This is a genomic window from Phormidium sp. CCY1219 (assembly GCF_055795085.1).
The window spans coordinates 40,931-61,938 of record NZ_JAYFEQ010000860.1; the positions used below are offsets into that span (position 1 = coordinate 40,931).

General features: G+C 52.0%; 16 protein-coding genes. 7 read left to right on the forward strand and 9 right to left on the reverse strand.

Features of this window, described 5'->3' with window-relative positions:
• Positions 1 to 31: 31 nt before the first annotated feature.
• Positions 32 to 298 (reverse strand): hypothetical protein, encoded by a 267-nt coding sequence (locus AC0QH1_RS28155; protein ID WP_324634760.1) that lies wholly within the window; start codon positions 296 to 298, stop codon positions 32 to 34.
• A 441-nt stretch (positions 299 to 739) separates the two neighbouring features.
• Positions 740 to 1,156 carry a hypothetical protein gene (locus AC0QH1_RS28160; RefSeq protein ID WP_324634761.1) on the reverse strand — a complete coding sequence of 139 codons (417 nt, stop codon included), beginning with the start codon at positions 1,154 to 1,156 and terminating at the stop codon, positions 740 to 742.
• Positions 1,157 to 1,316: 160 nt separating this feature from the next.
• Here AC0QH1_RS28160 and AC0QH1_RS28165 point away from each other — a divergent pair, with 160 nt between their 5' ends.
• Complete coding sequence (locus tag AC0QH1_RS28165) at positions 1,317 to 2,027, forward strand: cyclase family protein (RefSeq protein WP_324634762.1); 711 nt, start codon at positions 1,317 to 1,319, stop codon at positions 2,025 to 2,027.
• Between the two features lie 57 nt (positions 2,028 to 2,084).
• Here the strand turns inward: AC0QH1_RS28165 and AC0QH1_RS28170 are convergent, their stop codons facing one another.
• Positions 2,085 to 3,836 carry a mechanosensitive ion channel family protein gene (locus AC0QH1_RS28170; RefSeq protein WP_324634763.1) on the reverse strand — a complete coding sequence of 584 codons (1,752 nt, stop codon included), beginning with the start codon at positions 3,834 to 3,836 and terminating at the stop codon, positions 2,085 to 2,087.
• A 750-nt stretch (positions 3,837 to 4,586) separates the two neighbouring features.
• On the opposite strand from AC0QH1_RS28170, the gene AC0QH1_RS28175 reads away from it, so the two are divergent.
• On the forward strand, positions 4,587 to 6,587 hold the full coding sequence (locus AC0QH1_RS28175) for a peptidoglycan DD-metalloendopeptidase family protein (protein WP_324634764.1): 2,001 nt from the start codon (positions 4,587 to 4,589) through the stop codon (positions 6,585 to 6,587).
• A 330-nt stretch (positions 6,588 to 6,917) separates the two neighbouring features.
• Here AC0QH1_RS28175 and AC0QH1_RS28180 read toward each other — a convergent pair whose 3' ends face one another.
• Positions 6,918 to 8,207, reverse strand: a complete 1,290-nt coding sequence (locus tag AC0QH1_RS28180) for an FAD-dependent hydroxylase (protein ID WP_324634765.1) — start codon at positions 8,205 to 8,207, stop codon at positions 6,918 to 6,920.
• A gap of 365 nt (positions 8,208 to 8,572) precedes the next feature.
• Positions 8,573 to 10,501: a CHASE2 domain-containing protein gene (locus AC0QH1_RS28185; protein WP_324634766.1), complete on the reverse strand. Its 1,929-nt coding sequence runs from the start codon at positions 10,499 to 10,501 to the stop codon at positions 8,573 to 8,575.
• A gap of 40 nt (positions 10,502 to 10,541) precedes the next feature.
• Between AC0QH1_RS28185 and AC0QH1_RS28190 the strand changes: the two genes are divergently transcribed.
• Positions 10,542 to 10,715, forward strand: a complete 174-nt coding sequence (locus AC0QH1_RS28190; RefSeq protein ID WP_324634767.1) for a hypothetical protein — start codon at positions 10,542 to 10,544, stop codon at positions 10,713 to 10,715.
• On the opposite strand, the gene AC0QH1_RS28195 is transcribed toward AC0QH1_RS28190, so the two are convergent.
• On the reverse strand, positions 10,712 to 11,593 hold the full coding sequence (locus AC0QH1_RS28195; RefSeq protein ID WP_324634768.1) for a DUF928 domain-containing protein: 882 nt from the start codon (positions 11,591 to 11,593) through the stop codon (positions 10,712 to 10,714). The genes AC0QH1_RS28190 and AC0QH1_RS28195 overlap by 4 nt on opposite strands.
• A 356-nt stretch (positions 11,594 to 11,949) precedes the next feature.
• Between AC0QH1_RS28195 and AC0QH1_RS28200 the strand changes: the two genes are divergently transcribed.
• Complete coding sequence (locus AC0QH1_RS28200; RefSeq protein WP_324634769.1) at positions 11,950 to 13,338, forward strand: mechanosensitive ion channel family protein; 1,389 nt, start codon at positions 11,950 to 11,952, stop codon at positions 13,336 to 13,338.
• Between the two features lie 108 nt (positions 13,339 to 13,446).
• Here AC0QH1_RS28200 and AC0QH1_RS28205 read toward each other — a convergent pair whose 3' ends face one another.
• A complete protein-coding gene (locus AC0QH1_RS28205) occupies positions 13,447 to 15,582 on the reverse strand; it encodes a PhoX family protein (protein ID WP_324634770.1) in 2,136 nt (711 codons plus the stop codon).
• Positions 15,583 to 16,244: 662 nt separating this feature from the next.
• Here AC0QH1_RS28205 and AC0QH1_RS28210 point away from each other — a divergent pair.
• Complete coding sequence (locus AC0QH1_RS28210) at positions 16,245 to 16,910, forward strand: SH3 domain-containing protein (RefSeq protein WP_324634771.1); 666 nt, start codon at positions 16,245 to 16,247, stop codon at positions 16,908 to 16,910.
• Between the two features lie 180 nt (positions 16,911 to 17,090).
• Here the strand turns inward: AC0QH1_RS28210 and AC0QH1_RS28215 are convergent, their stop codons facing one another.
• Entirely contained in the window at positions 17,091 to 18,137 is a 1,047-nt protein-coding gene (locus tag AC0QH1_RS28215) for a DUF2157 domain-containing protein (protein ID WP_324634772.1), read from the reverse strand.
• 113 nt (positions 18,138 to 18,250) lie between these two features.
• Positions 18,251 to 18,391, reverse strand: coding sequence for a hypothetical protein (locus tag AC0QH1_RS28220; protein WP_324634773.1), 141 nt, complete (start codon positions 18,389 to 18,391; stop codon positions 18,251 to 18,253).
• Positions 18,392 to 18,407: 16 nt separating this feature from the next.
• Here AC0QH1_RS28220 and AC0QH1_RS28225 point away from each other — a divergent pair, with 16 nt between their 5' ends.
• Both AC0QH1_RS28225 and AC0QH1_RS28230 read left to right on the forward strand, forming a co-directional pair.
• Positions 18,408 to 19,331, forward strand: a complete 924-nt coding sequence (locus AC0QH1_RS28225; protein ID WP_324634774.1) for an SH3 domain-containing protein — start codon at positions 18,408 to 18,410, stop codon at positions 19,329 to 19,331.
• 362 nt (positions 19,332 to 19,693) lie between these two features.
• Positions 19,694 to 20,389 carry an SH3 domain-containing protein gene (locus AC0QH1_RS28230; RefSeq protein WP_324634775.1) on the forward strand — a complete coding sequence of 232 codons (696 nt, stop codon included), beginning with the start codon at positions 19,694 to 19,696 and terminating at the stop codon, positions 20,387 to 20,389.
• Positions 20,390 to 21,008 lie beyond the last annotated feature (619 nt).

Genomic DNA, 21,008 nt, shown 5'->3' on the forward strand with positions numbered 1-21,008 from the left:
GCAAGGCAGAAAGATTCGCCATACAACCGGGTTAACCGGGAGTGGAATTAGAGGTTTGTTGTTCTTGTTTTAAGAGTTCTTCTTTAGAGTCGGCCCAATAGGCACTGTAAGTCCAGGTTTCGCGATCGCCACTCCTTTCGACACTCCAGCGATAAATTGCCGATTTCGGATTCACGCCGACTTCGATCAGCTTTGCCCTCATGTAGTATTCCATCTGTGTTTTTTTCATATCTTTAAACGCTTGGGATTTGCGGGCATTCCAGCTTTGCTGCATTTGTGCTTTGGTTGGTCTTGCCATTTAAGTTGTCTACCTTTTTTGAGTGTTGGTTGGGTTGGGAAAATAAATTTTCCCAGTTTATTCTAGGATACCAACTTTTCTGGTCGTTACCCCACCGAATCTGAAGAAATGTCGGTGAGGGGGACTGTCTGGAGGGACCCGAAAGAACAAGGCGAGTTCGTCCAATCCGAGCGCCGAGTATATATTTAGTATAAGGCAGTGACGCTTAAGTGAGATTGCGAGATATTATATGATATGAAATTTCCTGCAGCGGGGAAAGGGGTGGGGGAAAATCCAGGGACAGACGCGCCACGGCGCGTCTGAATACAGGTTACTCCCCACCGCGAATGCAGAATTAAGAATTAAGAATTTGGATCGAGTTGTGCTTCTCAATTCTCATTTTTATCGTGGTGAGTGCATCATTTTGCCCCTGAACCGCCGAGGAGATCGATACTCGTTGCATCAGGCGATCGCATCCGAGTCAGAGTGGCGATCGGCGTCGGATTCTTCTCGCGCCCAAGCTTCAATCGCGAAATTTTGACTTTCCAACCCGCGCCGAGGGATCCGTTCGCGTTTGGGGCGTACTTCCGGCAATTTAGCGAGCAGTTCTTGATAAAAATCGCAGATTTGGTTGAGGAAAACGGCGACAATTTCCCAGGTGTCGTCCTCCGTTAACTTATCAGCAATTTGCACGAGCAATTCACTTTCTTGGTGAGTTTCGACAAAGGCTTTGAGGCGCTCCCCGTCTTTGGAAATCGCCGCTTGATAGAGTTCTCCTTCGCACCACCACAGTTGCGGTTGTGTCAGCAACCATGTCAGGAGATAATCTTCGGCGTGTTGTTCTTTGACCCAGGCAGCAATTTGTTGATATTCTTGCATTGTTTTTCCTTCGTTTTACAGCTAGAGTTGACCCCTCTAAAAGCAATCGTTGGTTATTCTATCCTTAAGGTTAAAGCCCGATCCGGGGATTGCTAACCACCGATTTTTTTTCAGATTCTGCTGCTAGCGGCATTTCCCACTATTAACGCTTAAAAATGGAATGATGAACCCTGAATCCAACCGCAAAACAATTACCTATTCGCGAGTGATGCACCTCAGTCACGCGATCGCGCCTCAGATCCCCCATTGGCCCGGGGATCCACCCGTAGACGTCCAGACAGTTGCCGAATTATCAACAGATGGCTATTACCTGCGACGCTTCTGTATGGGCGAACATAGCGCCACACACATGAACGCCCCGAAGAGTTTTTACCCGGATGGCGTCGGAATCGAGGCTTATCCCGCAGAATCGCTAATCGTTCCGGCGGTGACGATCGATATCGCAGCACCGGCCTCTACCAATCCGGATTTTACCCTATCTTGCGCCGATGTACTCCACTGGGAGGAAAAACAGGGTAAAATCCCCCCGGGTTGCGTGGTGTTACTGTACACCGGGTGGCAACATAAATGGTCCGATGCCAAAGCCTTTATCAACCAGCAGCATTTTCCCGGGTTTGCGGAAGAAACAACGCGATTTTTGCTCGATCGCCGGCAGATTGCGGGAGTGGGCATCGATACCCACGGAGTAGATGGCGGGCAGGATACCACATTTGCCACGAATCGGCAAGTGCTAGCGCAACCGCGTATTGTCTTGGAAAATCTCACCAATTTAGATAAATTGCCGCCGAAGGGAGTTACCCTCGCGATCGCTCCCCTGCGCCTGTGCGAGGGTTCTGGTTCTCCGGCGACGGTAATGGCATTTGTATCCTAACCCTGCATTCGCCCCGGGGGGGGAAGCGAGGGGATGGCGCAGACAGTTTGGGGGGGGTCAAGAGCTGCTCTTGCGATCGCCGAATCGTTGAAGCAATTGCAACAACGCCTGTTCCAATTGCGGCGACAATTGCACCGGCAAATTGCCCGAACGAACGTGCAAATCGCGCTGGGGGAAAGGAATCTCGATATTGCGCTCTGCGAAAGTCGAGAAAATGCGAAAATACAAATCGCTTTTCAGGAAATATTGCTTGCTCGGTTCCGCATTCCACACCAGCAGTTCGAAATCCAGAGAACTGTCTCCGAACCCGATAAACATAACGCGCGGGGCCGGCACCAGCAAGACATCCGGATGGGCTTTTGCGGCATCTAACAGGGCTTTTTCCACCGCTTGCACCGAAGCGCCATAAGAGACCCCCACCGGTAAATGGAGACGAGAAACCGGGTTACTGTGACTCCAGTTAATCACCTCAGTTTCCAGAAAGCGGGAATTGGGGACGATAATCGAGATTTGATCCAAGGTGCGAATCATGGTGCTGCGACTGCCGATCCGTTCCACGGTACCGCTGTAGTCTGCCACCTCGACAAAATCCCCCACTTGGATGGGGCGTTCGAACAGCAGAACCAAACCGCTGCCAAAATTTTTCGCGATATCTTGAAAGCCAAAACCGATCGCGACCCCGAGGGCGCTAACCACGATCGTTAGGGAACTGATATCTAAGCCCCAGATTTGCAGCACCACCATTGCGCCGATGAAGATAAAGCCGTATTTACTCATAATGGCAACCACTTCCTTCGCGCCTCGGTTGATGTTCATGTAGCGCAAGACGCGCGATCGCAGCAGATTGGTGACAATACCAGACAGGGCCACCAATCCCAAGAGCATCGCCGTGAGAATCAGCAAGTCGATGACGGAGTAAGAGCGTTCCCCGAGGGTGAGGAGTCCGGAAGTAAAAGTGGTGCTGAGAGCCTCGGTGATGCGGTAGCTGACTTGTCGGGTGAAGGGAAACAGATTGGTGATGTAAAGCAGCGCCCCACCCCAGAGCAGGAAGCGGACGATCGCCACACTCAGGCTGAGCAACAAATCCAGCGCCCCCACCGACTCATCCGGCTCGGAATCCAAGTTTTTAGACAACTGCTGGCGCAACGGTTCCCGGTAGCGGTGCCAGAAGATGCTCAATCCTCGATTCAGTGCCAGTACGAATACCACCGCGATCGCGGCATAAATGAGCGATTTCTGAATAAACTTGCCGTTGCGCTCTCGCCGCGCCTGTTGCAGGGCCAGTTCGATTTCGTGCGCCCAAATATGCGCTTGGGTTTCCGGATTGACGGTTTCGGGCACATCGGCGTCGGTGACAGTCAGCAGTTGGCGAGACCCAAGAAAAATCGCCGGCATCTCGTTCGAGTTGCGAACTTCGACCTCGATTGCCTCCCTGGACTCTACCGCTCTTTGAAGCTGTCTTTCAATCAAATCCGCGCGCACATCTGCCGGATACTCTCCTGCACGACTGATGAAAAACAATCGTCGCCCATCCAGAGAAATCGGCGCTTGTGCTTCTCTAAACTCCCGATTCAGCCACTCGGAGCGAAACTGGGCGAGGTGAAACTCCGATGATTCGCGGATTCCTAGCGGCTCCACCTCTAGGGTCACTGAGGTGGCACCGGCAGGTGGACTCCCTACACTTGCGTCGATCGACTCAATGCTGCATGTCAGCAGCAAGGCGATCGTCAGCAGGGGAAGGATGAAGAGGCGGGCGAGACGCCGCGATCGCCATCCCCCAGATTTTCGACGCTTGGTTGTTGCTTTCACAGTCGCTGATGCAATCCTCGTTTTCAATAACAGGCTAGATCCATCTCGATCCCATTTTCCACATTTCCTCAGGGCTGTGTTCCCCCCATCCCAACCCCCCCCCACTCCCCACCCCTGCGAACCGCGAACCCCCGCCCGCCAAAGTGCCCACGAGTCTCCCTTTCCCCGTCACTTCTTCTCCCGGATGCATCTTCCACTGCGCGAGCATCGGGGCGGGAGCCGGAGGTTTTGGTTTTATAACGCTGCAATGATTTGACTGTGATGTTTTCTTTACCTATAAATATTTACCCTTGTGGCAAAAAATGTATTCCTTACGCAAAAAAAATTCCGAAATCATTTCAATAAAAATTAAATTGAGTAACTGTACGGATTTCTACACCGCCGCACAGTATAAAGCTTGAATGAGGGCCGGGTCATATCGCGCGAAAAGCTTTTTATAAAAAGCATTCCGGCGATTGTCATGCCCGATGTAGCACCCGGGGAATGACCGGAACGAGGGTGGCTGAATCTCAGAAGCTCTGAGCTTGCCAACCGGGCAAAATGTCGCAGCGTCACCCCCCACACCATGCATCTGCTTCCCGCAAGGGAATCCCACATCGAAGAATGCCTGCGATCGCGAATCCACCGCGACCCAAGGCTTTTTCCGGAAAGGGTCCATCTATGACCACCAGCCTGTAGCGGAAATCTCTGGGGTACGTGACCCGAGATTCGCTCTAGATCTCAGGCTTTATCCGACTCAAAAGGCGAACAATGAACATTCAACAGTTTGCAATTGGCACCTTAGCTGCAATTACCACGGCGGACTTAACCCGCGAGGTGGCAATCCAGCCCGGGGTCTCTTCCCCGATTGTGCCACCCCAAACTCCAGAATTTGTTAGTGGTACCCCGCTCACCCAAAATCCGAAAGACAACCTTCGGGGGATGCAAGGGGCGGATATTCTTAATACCGATGCCGCAGGAGGCAAAAATGTTGCCGCTTCCACTCCCGCTTTGGTGGAGCAAGTGCAGTTCATCGATTTGCAAGACCATTGGGCGCGCGGGTTTATCGAAGCGCTGCAAGCTCGGGGACTGCTACATGGGTTTCCCGATCGCAGTTTTCGCCCGGAGACCCCGATGACCCAGGGGCAGTTTGCTGCCGTACTCCAACAAGCTTTTCCCAATCGCCGCCAAGCTTCTGCTCAGAAGCTTGGTGGTGCTTCTTTTGCCAATCTGGAGGACCATCAATGGGCGCGAACGGCTATTGATGCGGTTTCCCACATGGGGTTTGTTGGCGAGTACACCACTGAGGGATTTCAAGCCAATGAACCGATTTCGCGCTTGCAAGTTTTGCTGGCTCTGGTACATGGCTTAAATTTAACCATTCCGGAGTCGGCGCGCAGGGATTTAGAGGCGTATTTTCAAGAGGTGGAGTCGATTCCACAGGAGGCGAAGCAACGTTTAGCGACGGCAATTGTTTTTTTGCACCAGCTCGATCGACACCCAACTCTACCCCAGGACTCGCATCTGGAGGATTGGGTGGTGCATCTGAATCAGTTGGCGACTCGCGCGGAGGTGGCGGCTTGCATTTATCAGGCGTTGGAAATTGCCCAGTCCACGCGATCGCAAGCTCCGTTCTCCCCTGAGGCGATCGCTCCTCCGGATGAGTCGGACTTTTCCGCCGGGAATGCTCCCGCTGAGGAGCAATCCTCTCCCTCTCCAACTCCTACGGCGGAAATGAACCCTTCGTCATCCCCTGACTCACCCGCTTCGGGTTTATCTGCTCAGTTGTCTGATGTCTCTGCGGAGTCGGTTTCTTTTTCTGACAAGCCTTCCCCTTTCTGGATCGGCGGCGGGGAAACCCTCAGCACTGATGAGGATGCAGTGTCGGATGGCGCAATGGTGCGAAACCCTGGCGCTTCGGTTCCCCTAAATGCCGATCGCCGTTTCTCTAATCCTAAACCCTCTACTCGGGATTGGTCTGGGGCGGATAATTCTGTCACCCCTTCTGCACCGTCAACGCCGACGTCGCGTCTGGAAACCCGGGGAAATGACCACTCCCGGGAAGAGCGATACGGGCGATCGCCTGATATGGGGGCGGCCCGCGTTTCTCATTTGCAGCGATCGGATGCGGTGTGGGAACGCCGCGATCGCTTCAACCCCCCGCCCCCCAAACAGGCTCCCCCATCGCCCATCAACAGCGCTCATCAGGAGTCGGAATCCCTGGAAACCCGCATCAGCACTCGTCTGGATTTGTTGCGAGAACGCATCCAAACTACGAACACCACGCCCCAGGCTTTACCCCCGTTAGCTGCTGCGGGTACCTATCTCCCTGAACCTTTACAGGGTTTTCAACAGCTTATTTGGCCGACTCATGGGGTCTTTACCTCGGGTTACGGCATGCGCTGGGGACGAATGCACAAGGGCATTGATATCGCAGCTCCCATCGGTACCCCAATCGTTTCTGTTGCCCGGGGAACGGTCACTTATGCCCGGTGGAATCCGGGGGGTTACGGCAATTTAGTGGAAATCGAACACCCGGATGGCAGTTTTACTCGCTACGCTCACAATCACCGCATTCTGGTGGTGGAAGGTCAGGCGGTGGAACAGGGTCAAGTCATTGCAGAAGTGGGCAGCACGGGCAATAGCACTGGCCCCCACTTGCATTTTGAATTCTATCCTCCGGGCGAAGATGCGGTTGACCCCCTGGTTTATCTCCCGGGAGACCCCGCCAATCTAAGAATTAATTCCACCGTGGGTCAATCTATTCCCTAATCGTCACACCCAATGATGCATGAACTATTAAGAATTTAGAACCACAATTCTCGGTTCTCTATTTTTCATGTCTGGGTTCACTTGGCTCGGAAATCTTAACTTTTTCCTGATTTGGGAGAATCCATCAAACCATTTAAAGAATGAATAATTTAGAGGTATTCTAGGCTACTCTAAATTATTCATTCTTCATTTTTAACCCGTTTCCGGACTGTTTTATCCCAATATACTGGTTTTTTTATTGCTAGCAAAAGGTTTTTGCAAATAAAAATATCGCCACCGATTGAGTAGCGATCGCGAAATAAAAAAGGGCAATTATTGTTTGGCTAAATCCTAGGATTGCACGGAGACTTTCAAGGGCAATGGTTTGATGTTTTGCGGATGTCGTCCGGTTTGGCCGGTCATCAAGCGCAAGGCAAATCTCTTGACGAAAGGTAGGTTTCGCACACACCACAACCCGAGACGGCGCAGGGCAACAAATGGGGGAAAGTTATTGGAAAACAGGCGATCGAGAAAATCGGTAAACCCGAGAATTATCAGGTTTTCGAGTTTGCGCCAGCGTTCGTAGCGTCGCAACACGGCTAAATCCCCAATATCTTCGCGGTTTTGATGGGCATCGCTCAGCACTTGGGCGATCGCCGCCGCATCGCGAATTCCTAAGTTTAACCCTTGTCCGCCCACGGGATGGCAACAATGTGCGGCATCGCCAATTAGGGCGAGTCTCGGTTGCACGTAGCGATCGCTTTGCATCAGTTGCACCGGAAAGACTTGCCGATCGCCAATCAATTCTAACTCTCCCATTGCATCGCCGTAGCGCTTTTTCAATTCGGCTAAAAATTCGGCGTCGTCGAGTTGTGCTAAGGCTTTTGCTTCCGCATGGGGGGAAGTCCAGACGATATTACAGCGATTGCCGGTTAAGGGCAAAATCGCAAACGGTCCGCTGGGCCAAAACCTTTCGTAAGCAATGTTATGATGCGCTTTCTCGGGTTTGACTTTCACGGTAACGCAGGATTGCCAGTATTTCCAACCGCGCGTCTGAATGCCGGCTTGGGTGCGGATGCGCGATCGCGCCCCATCTGCAGCGACGATGAGTCGGGTGCGAATCCGCCTGGTTTCTTCGGTCTGCGGTTCGCCGACAGGTTGCATCTCCAGGATAGCGCCGTCGTCTCGATACTCTATCCCCACCACTTCCACGGGACAGATCCAGGTGACGTTGCTACAGCGCTCTTCGAGAAATTCTTGCAATACCGGCAACAATTCTTGATGTTCTGCCACATATCCGAGGGCTTCTGTCTGCAAATCTGTGGGCTTGAACCGCACTCCTTCGATTCCCGAGTCGGATAGGCTAATCTGGTAAAATGTGGTGATTTTTGGCTGTATTTTCTCCCAAACGCCGATTCCTTGGAAAATTTGCCCGGAAAGCAATGAGGTGGCATACACTTTATTCCGCGATGCTGCTACTGACTGCGGCACTGCCTCAATCAGCGCTACGCTCAATCCGGAATCTTTTAACGCGGCGGCGAGGGTTGTACCTGCCACTGAACCCCCGACAATGGCAATGTCATAATCAAATCCGGTTTCGGAGTTGGGGGTGGCTGAGGATGTAAGCTGTTGTACGGTCATGGTTATCGGCTTTTCTCAAATTACATGGCAATCTTTACCTTTCTTAACTATTTTGCCGCAAATTGGCGTTCTGGGGTAGGGGGTGGGCAAATTTTCCTCTCAGGACTGACGCACCACCTTCACGGGTAGGGTGGGCAACTCGTTTCCCACCCTACGGCTAGCGAATTAAAGCGGGCGATTGAAATCGTGCCGAGGCAAAGGTAAAGCGCGAAGCCCGGGGCGACAGCGCTATAGTCCGCATGACAAGGACTCATTCTGTTTGCGACTATTGCTCCGGAGAGAAGATTGTATTCTCTTTTGGCATTTGTGAGGAATCGATTAACGCGGACATTCGCGAAAATATATATTCAGGGAGATATGCAAAATTAAACTTCTGTCACTTGATAGACCTTCACTGGTTTTTCCCGTCCTTTGAGTGGCACGGTGCCGATACATTCGGCGGAAAATTGTCCCTGGATATAACGATAGGTTTCTTCGCCGATTAAAATCCGGCAAATGCCACCCTCCAACAAGGATTTATCGTAACTTTCCAACCGGGCGGCGACGTTGACGCTATCGCCCAAGACGGTATAATTTAAGCGTTGGCGAGAACCGAGACTGCCGGCCACGACCATGCCGGTGGAGATACCGACGCGCATGGCGACGGTGGGACGACCCTGGGACTGCCACTGCTGATTGAGCGATCGCAGTTTTTGGCCCATCGCGACGGCACAAGAAACGGCGGCGATCGCATCTCGGGCAATTTCATCTCGCCGAGTGCTGGGAATCGGCACGCCAAATACTGCCATAATCGCATCGCCGATAAATTTATCCACTACGCCATCATGCTGCAACACGATCGCGGACATGGCTTTCATATAATCATTCAACCAAAACATCAACTGTTCGGCGTCGGTGCGTTCGGTGATGCGGGTAAAGCCTTTTAAGTCGGTAAATAGCACGGTGGCGGTCATTTGCTGGCCGAGAATTTGCCCTTCTTTCAGCAATTGGTGGCGATCGCTCCATACCGCTTGTGCGATTTTCGGGGAAACATGCTGCCCCAACAAGTTCATCACCGTTTCCCGGTCTTCGCTTTCTATATACGCCGTATAGCCTACCATCGCCACCGCCGATCCCACTAATGCCAGCAAGGGGGCCACGATCGGTATCCACCACCCGGATAAAAATGCCAGGTATGCAATGGCGATCGCGCTCCCGCCTACCACCAGAATGCTCGCCGCTTTCCAACGAAAGCGCAGCAATTTCCACCCCAAAATCGCACCTATGCCCGACCACAACCCAATCCACCCCCATTCTACTCCATCCGGCCATACATTCAATAACGGTCGGTTTTCGAGTGCCGCACTTACCAGTTGACTGGTCATATCGGCATGAATTTCTACCCCTGCCGGTGCGGTGAGATAGCTGTTGCTAAATGCAGTAAAAAATCGGTCTTTCAAACTCGCTGCTGTGGACCCAATCAACACGATGCGATCGCGAAACAAATTCGGCGCTATCCGATTCTCTAATACCTCGGTCATTGTCACAGTCTCAAATACATCGCAATGCTCTATTTTTCCCCGACAAACGTGACTGCGCGGATTAAATAAAATTTGAAATCCTCCCGCATCCACATCCACATATCCCCCATCGTTCTTTCTCAAGGGAACGAATGTGGTTTTCCCCAATCCGACCTTAAATTTCTCTCGGTCAATAAGTTCTAGGGAAATGTCTTCTTGTTGCAGATAAATTAACGCTAACCTCACGGCAAAACTATAAACGGTTTCGCCCTCTGAGTTTTTCATCGACAGCAAAAACCGCCGCACTTTCCCATCTTTATCGATTAAAATATCTGCTGCCCCAATTTGCCCTAATTCTTTTAATTTTGGCGAGGGTGCTACGGATTCGCCATAAGCATCCCCCACGAGCTTCTGAATGCCAATCAGATTTTCGGTACTCTCGAACAGGTTCCCTAACTTCTCAGTCCCCGGTTCTACGGGTAAATCTCGATATAAATCCAGTCCGATCGCACGCGGTTTCTGTTGCTTGATTTTCTGCAACAATTGCGCTAAAATTAAATCCGAAATCGGCCAATCCCCGGTTTTTCTAATGTCCGATTCCTCAATGGCAACCAGGACAATTCGGGTTTCGGTGGGTTCCGGGGGACGCCAGCGAAAAAATAAGTCCAACGCCGCCCATTCCAGAAGCTGCAATCCCCCAACACTCCGCAAGGCGATCGTTAATGCCGCTACCGTGGGAACTGCAATAAAAATTCCCCGCCATTCCCACAACTGATTTTTCAGATTTTTCCACATCAATTATTCCCTATTTTTCTCTACTCCACAAACTGTAGAGATGCAACCGGGCTTCTCTACAGCTGTCGGTTCAAAAGCACAGGACAACCGCACCGCCCTCACGGGTAGGGTGGACAACGAGTTGCCCACCCTACAGCTACAGCCGCAGGTTCAAAAGGTGAAATTAACCGAGTTTTTTTGCCCCTATATTGCAATTCCTACTCTAGCCGCTTAATTTTCAATTTGACAACAATCTAACAGGGATTCTTCGGCAAGGTATTCGAGTTTCACGGTTTCGGACTCGAGCAGTTGTTGCCATTGTGCTTGCGCTGTGGCGGATTTTTCTTCCGACGCATTTACCAACGGTGCTAAGCTGGTTAGGGTGTTGTACCAAATGCCATTTTCTCCATATAAAGCCGCCTGTTGGATGGGAGTCGCTTTTTCCAGGGTTTCCCTCAGCATGGGGTTAGTTTCGATGGGCTTAATCCATGCCGAAGCAAATAAATCCGCCGCGCGATCGTTAGGGTCGCAAATTACACTAAAATACCACTTATAATATTCGCCAGCTTCTAAGGAGATTCCCTCGGCGGGCAGTTGGATGCGAATAATTCCCCCGGTTCGATCTAAGGGAATCGTCGTTTCATAAATGGTTATGGTTTCACTTTCATCGAAGAGGACAAACTCTGCCAGTGGTGCAGCAGTGGGGGGTACATACACAAAAAAGCTGGGGGGGGTGTCTGTAAGGCTCAATCCCACTCGGTTTGGCGGAATTAATAAGGTTAAGGGAACCTCTGGCAACGCTTCGTCTACCGGGCATTTTCCGCGTATTCCGTTAATTCCTCTGTGGCGGAAATCGGGCGCTTCTTCGTTTAGGGGGGGGTCGTATCGCACCCGGGTGCCTCCTCCCGCCGTTTGGGTGGGGGCATCTTGGTTCGGTGGTGGATCCAAAGGATCCAGTTGACTCAGGATCGGCTTTTCTTGGGGGGCGTCTGATTCTCCCGCCAGTGCCTGGATCCGGAGGGGGGTAAATGGGCGAGTTACGATCGCGGCGATCGCTAGCACTAGCGTCACCCCAAACATTGCCAGGGAGAGTGGGCACTGTTTCCGCGCCATGATAGAATACGCTCCTGTTTAACTCACTACGATTTTAAAGTTAGGATTGGCAATCGGTCTGTATTAATTGTCTTTTGTAGGTGACTTTTTGTTCTTCGTCCCCGGTTGGGGAATCAATCAATCCTTGGTGATTAACAACATGCAATATTTTAGCGGGTCAGGGGGGGTTAGGTGGATGGGTACCGCTTGCGGGGAGGGTTTTTGCGGAAGTTCTAACGGTGTGAAGGGAATGGGGGGACGTTGGAGGGTGATTTGGGGGGAAATCTGGCAGAATGGTTTGGGGTCGATCGCTTCGCAAAGTAGCGGGTGAATTGATGCATCGGATTTGCCAAACTTGTTGTTACCTTTTAAAGGGTTTGGAGGACAATAGAAAAGACGTACATCAGCGATCGCCAATTAGCATGTTTAAACGAAGCAACGCCACTTCAAATATCCGGGGTTATGTTTATTTGTGCGGTTTCCTGGTGGGTCTGCTGCTCAGTGGCGGTGGAACCATTTTAGCACAGGAGGAAGAAGTCCCGCCCCCGGTTGTCGCCCCGGCGACGCCAACCAGCGCCCCGACGGTAAACGAACCGTTTTTTGCCGATGTGATGGTCCGGGGGCGACCGATTTTTCAAATCGGTAGTTTGGGACCTTTGAGCGCGCGAGAAAGAGCGCAGATTATCAACCGCCGCATTTCTAGTTTAATCGCCAAATCCGAGGAAATCGACCCTTTGACGGTGCAATACAACCGGGCAAAAAATTTTGCTACCTTGCAAATAAATAACCGGATCATTATGACGGTGACGCCACAGGATGCGGAGGATTTTGGACTGGAAAATGTGGAAGAATTAGCCACCCAATGGGTCGCACAACTCAATACTGCTTTGGAAAAACCGCCTCTGGCGATCGATGTGGTACAACGGGTGAATGGCACTGTGCGACAGTTATTGCGAAATACAATTAGTAATTTTCCCTCGTTTGTGGGGGCGGCGATCGTGATGGTATTCACCTGGTTGGTGGCGATTTCCATGCGGCGGATTGCCTTGACTTGGGCGGAACAAACCGAAGGCGATCGCAACACCGAAATTCTCATCGGGCGCTTGGGATATGGCGCAATTTGGGTGGTGGGTTCGATTATTGCCCTCGGAGTATTGGGATTGGATTTCGCTACCTTACTGGGCGCTTTGGGGTTAACCAGTGTGGCGATCGGCTTTAGTTTGAAAGATGTCTTGAGTAACTACATTGCCGGGGTGATTTTACTCGCCGCTCACCCATTTCGCATCGGCGACCAAATTGTAATTAAAGATTTTGAGGGTACCGTTACCCACATTGACTTGCGGGCAACGACCTTGACTACTTATGACGGGCGAGTGGTTTATATCCCCAATCAAGAAGTGTTTTCTTCAAACATTATTAACAATACCGCATCCAAGCGGCGACGCACTTCGGTGATAGTTGGCATTGACTACGATGCGGATATTGCTCGCGCCAAACAGGTGATTTTGGAAACCCTGCAAAATCTTGATTTAGTAGAACCGAGTCCCCCGCCAGAAGTGTTGGTAAAAGAACTAGCGGCGAGTACGGTAAATTTAGAAGTTCGGTTTTGGGTGGATTCGCGACGAGCGGAATTTATGGAAATGACTTCTCAAGGGGCAAAGGCGATTAAAGAAGGATTGGTAAAGGCGGAAATTGAGTTGCCCACGGAGATTTATACCCTGCAATTTCGCAATTCTTCCCACTCGATTAACCTGCAGCAGGATTAACTAGAAGCCAGCGGGTTTATTATTGTGCTATTGTGGGGAGGCGGTAGCTGGGGGAGGGCGTTCCCAGCATGTGCTGGGAACGAGTGGTGCGAGTGGTGGAAAATGGGATTAGGTGAGTTTGCGAACGGCAACGATCGCCGGTTTGGGGGGGTCGTTGGGTTGTTTTCCGGGCCAATTGGATCCTAACGGCACTTGTCGATGTTGGAGGAACTGTTTGCCATCGGTGCTTTTCATTAGAAATTGGCGGGTTTCTAGAGCATTGTTTTGCCGAATGCCGTGGATTTCGCCGGGATGCTGTATGGCTAAAAATAGGGTTTGGCGATCGCGAGTGAAAAACGGGCCGCATATTTCGCATTCCATCGGTCCGAGGCCAAATAAATAGGCATTTCCCGCATGTTCTCCAGAGGTGGGAATATACCAAATCGAATTATTGCCAAAACAACCGCATCGGTCCTTATCGTTGGGGTCGTTATGTTTGCCGGTGGAAATATCCGTGACCATCCAGATGTGGCGATCGCCATCGATGAACAAATTATCGGGATTGGAGAATCCCGCCCCCCCATTGGCCGGTTCGCCCCCCATCGCCAGCATTTCCCACGTAAATTCGGTCGCCCCGGGGTCGTTTTCCTGTTCCGCGAGGTGCATAATCCAGCCATATTCCCAGGGTTCTCCCTGGGGTCCTTGGAAAATCTCTCGATCCGGTCCGCCATCGCTGCCCGGGCTACCGGAAGTATAGGCAATGTATAGCGACCCGTCCGGGGCGGTGTCCGTATCTTCCGGGCGGGCGGTGGCGGTGGCCCCGACTGCGTTGGCGGCAAAATGCGCGTCTACCAGGATAGCGCCTTGTTTTTCGCGATCGCTGCCTTCGTAGAGGTCGCCGAGGGTTTTATACTTTTCCCCGAAGGCGATCGCCTCTGCGTCTTGGGTGACGGCCACAAATCCCCCCTCCGGACGGTTCGGGAGCATCACTTTGCCTCCCCGGACCGCACTGGGCAACAGGGGACTGACGGGCGTATCCGGTTTCAGGGGAATCCAGCGCCCGGTTCCATCGGGTTCAAACGCCGCCGCATAAAGCATTCCGTCTTCTAACAAGCGGGAATTGGCCTTGTCCGTGGGGCGGTTGATATTGCCACTGCTGACGAATTTATACAAGTGACCCCCTCGGCGATCGCACCCGGAATACACCGCCAAGGGTTTCCCCTCCACCGCATGAAAGGCAACCGCTTCGTGGCGATAGCGTCCCAACCAGGTATGCTTGGTGCCGTAGTCGTTCGGATCTGCGGGATCGACCTCTACCATGTAGCCGTACTTGTTCCCCGCTAACCCCAACACATTCCCCTGCCCGTTAAGGGATTGGGTGTTAAACGGCAAACTGCTGGGGGAAAATGAAGACCCATCCGCATACACCGCTTCCGGAACTTGCGCTTGGAAATTTTCCTCGGCACTAAATACCGTCCCCCAGGGGGAAGTTCCCCCAGCACAGTTGGCAAAGGTGCCCAGGATTTTCTCGTCTAATTTATCATCATATCCCGCTTTTTTCTTTTTCTGGAAAATGACGACTCCCGGTCCGGTTGCTTTTAAATATTTCCCTTTTATACCGGAAATTCCCGAAATGCGACGGTTGGCATTCGATTCGGCTCTTTCCCATCGTCCATCGGCGGCTTTTTTGAGAAAAATCACCCCCATTCCCTGGTCTTCTAATGCCGCTTCGCAAATTTCGCGAATTTTGGCTTTAATTGGGTCTTTGTCCGACAGTTTGTAGGCGTCAATTTTGCCGTTTGTGGCGTTATCTTTGGGGATTATTTCGGCAAGGGGCAGGGATTTTCCCATTGCCTGTTCGTAGGTTTGCATCCAGGTGGCACCGCTGATATACTCGAAATTGGCGGTGAGTACCCCTTCGCCGTCTCCGGTTTCCACAAAGGAGAGATAATCGTTGTTGTACCCCACTCGGGAATCTCCTAATGGATCTCCCCACATTGCAATGGTGTCGTAGGTGTAGCCTTCGGGTAGGATTAAGTCATCCTTGATTTCATAGCGGGCATATTCTAGCGGTTGTCGCGCGATCGCCACTGTATCCCCATCCAGAGGCATGGGGCCTTTCACCGGTTTAAAGTCCCAAAATCCGCCGATTTTTTCGGGTGAAAATGACGTTTTTTGTTGTCCCTGTTCTGCGAGATTACCGCAGGCAACGGCACCAACTGTGGCACCTAAAAATATTAGAAAATTTCGGCGTTTGAGGGTCATACTTACCCCTTGCGTTCTCCTGTAGTCTGTGAATGATTTGGGCGATAATAATCGAAACAATTAATTTTTATTTTACCAGAAATATTGTAGGTTGTGATAACCTTGGTTTAAGAAAAGGTAATTATTGGGTTAACCTTTTGTGCAGGAGGAAAAAGGCGGCGATTGTGGCTTTTTTCCGGTAAGGTGGGCGATCGCAGCGGGTTGGGGTTGAACTGATGCGGGGGTGGGGGATGCTTTTTTCCCTTTTAGGCGCGGCGTGGGGTTGGTATTTTCGTCAATCCATGCCACCTGCACAAAAAAGCGATTTCATTTTGCCAATGATTAATCGAATATCCCCCCAATGCCGCACAGAAGGGGGTGACGCCACGCAAACAGGGGGAAAATGCGGCGAAACTGGAAAAAAGCCTTGTGCGATCGCGAAATTTCGATTACAATCAGAAGCGGGTGCAGCCCCATCGAACCGCAGACAGGGAAGAAACGGGGGAGTTTGCCGAGAGGAATCGCCCAGTGGGAAAAAACCCCCCAATGGGGAAATGTTCCGGCGATTTTGCCCCGTGGTTGCCAAAAATCCCTATCTTCAGACTGATTTGAAGCGTGGCGGTTTTTTGCTATAACGACAATACCATAACACAAATGTTTTTGTTACATTGGGAGATTAACCGATGAAAAAATTAACCCTGTGGAGTTTACCCGGTGCAGTGTTGAGCGCGATCGCGATCGCCGGTAGCAGTATGACACCTGCGGCGATCGCCTCGCCAAACCCCTCCCCCCTCACCGAGAGGTGGCAAACCTCCGTGCAACTGGCTCAGGCCCCAGAGAGCTTTTGTCGCCGCGTGCTCGCATCCGTGGGACTCATCGTCCGCGCAGAACCCACCCCGAATTCCCCGCGCGTGGGTGGCGTAGGATTCGATACCCAAGTGACCCTCGCCCAAGGATATCGCGGTATCCAAGGTCCCGGGGGTCGCACTTGGATTGAAATCGTCTCCCCGGTGGAAGGGTATGTGTCCAACGGGTTTCCTAGCGGTGAGAGCAATTTGGGCTATTGTACGGAAAGAGTGGGTGCAGTGCCCAGAACTCCCACAGAAACCACCACCCAAAGTCTGTGCCGCGAAGTCAATGGCGATCGCGCCCCCCGAGGTCTGGCGATTCGCGATCGCCCCTCGCGGTTGTCCGAGTATAAAGGTGGCGTCGGCGCAGGGGAACAAGTGACCCTGGTAGAAAACTACGAACTGCTTCCCGATGCCAATGGGGAACCCCGCGACTGGGTGGAAATTACCTTCCCGATTAATGGGTATGTGTCGGCGAGAAACTTAGAGTTCTGTCCGTAATCCCTCGGGTTGCTTTTTATATAGCACAGACTCCACATAACGTAGGGTGGGCATTGCCCACCCTACAATGTATGGGCAACACCGGCGATCGCGGGGCGATCGCCACACTGTATTTTCCCCAAATGGGCGCTGGGTACAATTGATTGAATTACCCACAATTGCAGCGGGGCGATGCCTACCCTACCACCGCCGCCGGGGCAATACTTGCTGGAAACTCATCGGCACCCAACCGAGAATCCACCCCTCGATCGCCCGTCGATTTCGTTGGTACAAAACCCCCAAATAAATCACCCCAATTCCCAACACGGTCAAGGCAAACGGAAACAACAGAGAATCCCGAAAAAGCTCATAGGCCAAATGGGAAAAATAGGCGAACGCCCCCAGGGCACCAAACACGATAAACACCCGCCGTTGCAACAACACCGAGAGCAGAATTAGCCCTAAATTGATAACAAAATAGAGGAAAAATTCCCATTCCGTCCCCTCCCCCATCAAGGTCATGCCAAACCAAAAAGAAAGTAAGCCAAATAAATAAAGCCAAAACGCATAATCCTGGGCAATGCGAGTGGTTTTCATATCCACCCAATAGGCCACCACCAAACAAGCCAATCCAAACCAAAAAGACACCCAAAGTCGTTCTTCCCAGGTAAAATCTACCCGACCAAACAATAACGGCGTCAAATCCATCGACATATACCACAGAGTAAAGGCAATAGGCGCAACCAGAAAGGGAAAGCGGACGAATTTGAGGGCAATTAAAGCAGCAATAATAGTGCCCAATTCCATAAACAACCAACTGCCTTTTACCCAGATGTGATAGTCGCGATAATTGCCCGGGTCTCCTTGGGGCCAAAGGTCTAGCATGGTTTGCAGTCCGTAAATGGCAAGGGGAGTCATGCAAACGGCAATGGTAAATAGCAATCCGCCGGGAATTGTTAGGTTTTGTTCGAACCACAGGGTTTTGCCGGCAAGGACAAAGCAGAGGGCGTAGATACAAGAAATCAGGAAAATTCCGCCGCCGCCAAATTGCTCCCAGGCTAACCCCATAAACCAGGTCATCCCGGAAATGACAATTAATGCGCCAAAGTAGTAAGAGACATTGGCAAGGTTGAATTGGGGACGGTTCTCTAGTCGCTGGGAAAGGGCTTCCCACAGGGCGTCGGCTTGTTCTGGGGAAATGATTCCTTCGGAAGCGGCCCAGTCTATATCTTCTTTAAAAATCTTCATACTTGACGGGTAAAAAATTGGACACTGGTTGATAACATAGAAAAGTGGAGAGTGGGGATGGGCGGAATTTTGTTTCCGGTTTCTAGAGAAGCGATCGCAAATCCTGGGGAACTCTAAAAGTAGAGGAGTGAAGTGCAAAAGGCGCTGGTTATCCCCCGGCGATCGCCGGGAACGAATTGGGGCGATCGATGTCCGCTTTTCATGGACTGGCGATCGCTTCCTCTAAGGCTTAAAATAATAGTTCCCCGAGTCATCAGTGAGGTTATAAACATGTTAAGGCACTGGAGCGTCACCACTGTAAGTTTAACCGCATTTGCGATCGCGATCGCCGGGTTTCCCAGAACCACCCCAGGGGCGATCGCCTCCCTCAGCGCCACCTCTACCCTGGCGCAAGCCAATTCCCTCTGTCGCCGCGTCACCGAGGCGCGAGGTCTCGCTATCCGCCAGAGACCTGACCCCAATTCGCCGCAAATTAGCGGCGTAGACCCCAATGGGTTCCTCACCCTGGCTTCCGACGCCCGGGAAATCCCCGGTCCGGATGGGCGCGTGTGGCTGGAAATTTCCGAACCGGTGCCCGGATATGTGTCCAACGGAGAACCGGGAAGTGCGGGCAATCTGGCTCCTTGTACCGGTTCGGCGAGGGTAGCCCCCCAACCCAACCGTCAGCCTACAAATGTGACCACAAATATGTGCCGCCGCATCAGCCCGGATATCGCTCCCCAAGGGATTACCGTCCATACTGAGGCGAGCAGATTTTCCACCAATCGCGGCGGTTTGCCCCCCGGGGGACGAGTCCTGCTGGTTCCCAATTCTGGCTTGATCCAAGATCGCAATCGGGAAGCTCGCACTTGGGTGCAGATTTCTTCCCCGGTGGCGGGGTATATCTCCACGGAAAGCTTGATTTACTGTAACGAAACTACAGCAGCATCGGTGGGATTTTCCACCCCTTTGATTCCCTCCGGGGAATTGTGTCGTGAAGTGGAACCCCGCGTCGCCCCGCAGGGATTGGCGATTCGCGCCGATGCGTCCTCATCTTCCGCTTATGTCGGCGGTGTGGACCCCGGGGGACGAGTGACTTTGGTGCCGAATTTTACGGTAATTCGCGATCGCAATGGTAGCGGGCGCGAGTGGGTGGAAATCTCCGCCCCCCAGCGGGGATTTGTCTCGGCGGGGAATTTAATTATGTGTCGTTAGCATTGCCGATTTGATGCGATCGCGCCTCTGTGTTTTTTCCCCAATACAAGGGTTTTTGCCGCTGTTTTGCCTGCTGTCTGTTGCACTCTGGTTTTCGCAGAATTCCTCGGCACCAAAGGTTAGGAATTGCCAGCACTGGCGGGGGATTCATGCGGGAGGTGGATGGGGCGATCGCGCGCCAGCCAACGCTTCCCCATTGCCTGGATTTCCCACTGCAAATCCCTCAACCGGGCGCAGTTGCGGAATTGATTTCAATTGTGTTTGGCAAGGGAGCGAAATCGGCAATAAATTGAGATAACATCAAGGAGAAAGGTTAAACAAATTTCTCTCAAAAAAAGTTAAGATTGTAGGAGAATATTGCGATGAAAAATTGGAATTCCTGGGGATTATCGGTAGCGTTGCTGTGTTTAACGGCGATCGCACCTACCGTCTCCGCTTTAGCAGCTACACTTGTTACCACAAACTCTCCCGCTTCTGCACCCTCTCACCTGCAGGCGCAAACCGCATCCGATACCCTGTGCCGGCGCGTTACCGCCCGCCAGGGCCTCGCCATCCGCCAGCAACCGGATCCCAACGCCCCGCAAGTGGGGGGTGTAGATTTCCAGGGTCAAGTCACCCTGGCGTCTAACGGCGAAGGTGTCCTCGGTTCCGATAATCGCATCTGGTTGGAAGTCACCAGTCCCGTGGCCGGCTATCTCTCCAACGGACAACCCAATAGCTGGGGCAACCTGGAACCTTGTTCCGGTTCTCTCACTTCTCCCACCCCCACCCCAGTACCCCCGGAAACCACTACCACGCCGTCCGAAACCCCCACCATTCCCGACGGTCCCCTCTGTCGCCAAGTTAACGGACTCGTCACCCCGCAAGGATTAGCCGTGCGATCGGAAGCGGGTGGCGCATCCTCCTATATCGGCGGTATCCCCGGTAACGGACGAGTGCAACTGATAGAAGATTACGAGTATGTTCGCGATAAGTATGGCGCGAACATCTCCTGGGTGAAAATCGTCGCCCCGATTGAGGGATTTGTCTCCGTTAATAGTTTGATTCGCTGTTTATAAATGAAAGTGAGCCAACGGTCTGGCGTCGATTTTCGGGTGCATCTCGATTTGGGTTCGGATATCAGGAGTGCCGCCTCGCCTCTCCCTTCATGGCGATCGATTATCTCCACTTCCCCTAGGGACACGGCATGCCGTGTCCCTGCGCTCTGTTATACAAAAAGCATGAAAATTGTAAATCCAGTAACACCGGAGTTTCTTTTTGCTGCCGTATTTTTCGGCATGATTTGCCCATCGCTGGAGAGTTTCCGGAATATAAGGTTTCTCAGAGTAATAGGGTACCCAGCCGTTTCTGTCATTCCCGCCGGGAATGACAGAAAGATTACATACTTAACTTGTGTAATAGTCGCTATAGTCCGCGTAGGCAGACTTTGCTTGCTTTATGTGAGATAGCGAGATATTATATGCAATGCGGCGGTGGGTGAGGGAGGGGATTGGGCGGCGGGCGCAGGATTTGGGGGCGGCACTTTCATATCCTTATCGCAAAATGGTATTAGTCCTTGTCATGCGGACGCAAGCCTGCAAAGGCGCGATTTCAATCCCCCGCTTTAATTGTGACTTATCGCAAAGTGGTATTAGTCCTTGTCATGCGGACGCAAGCCTGCAAAGGCGCGATTTCAAT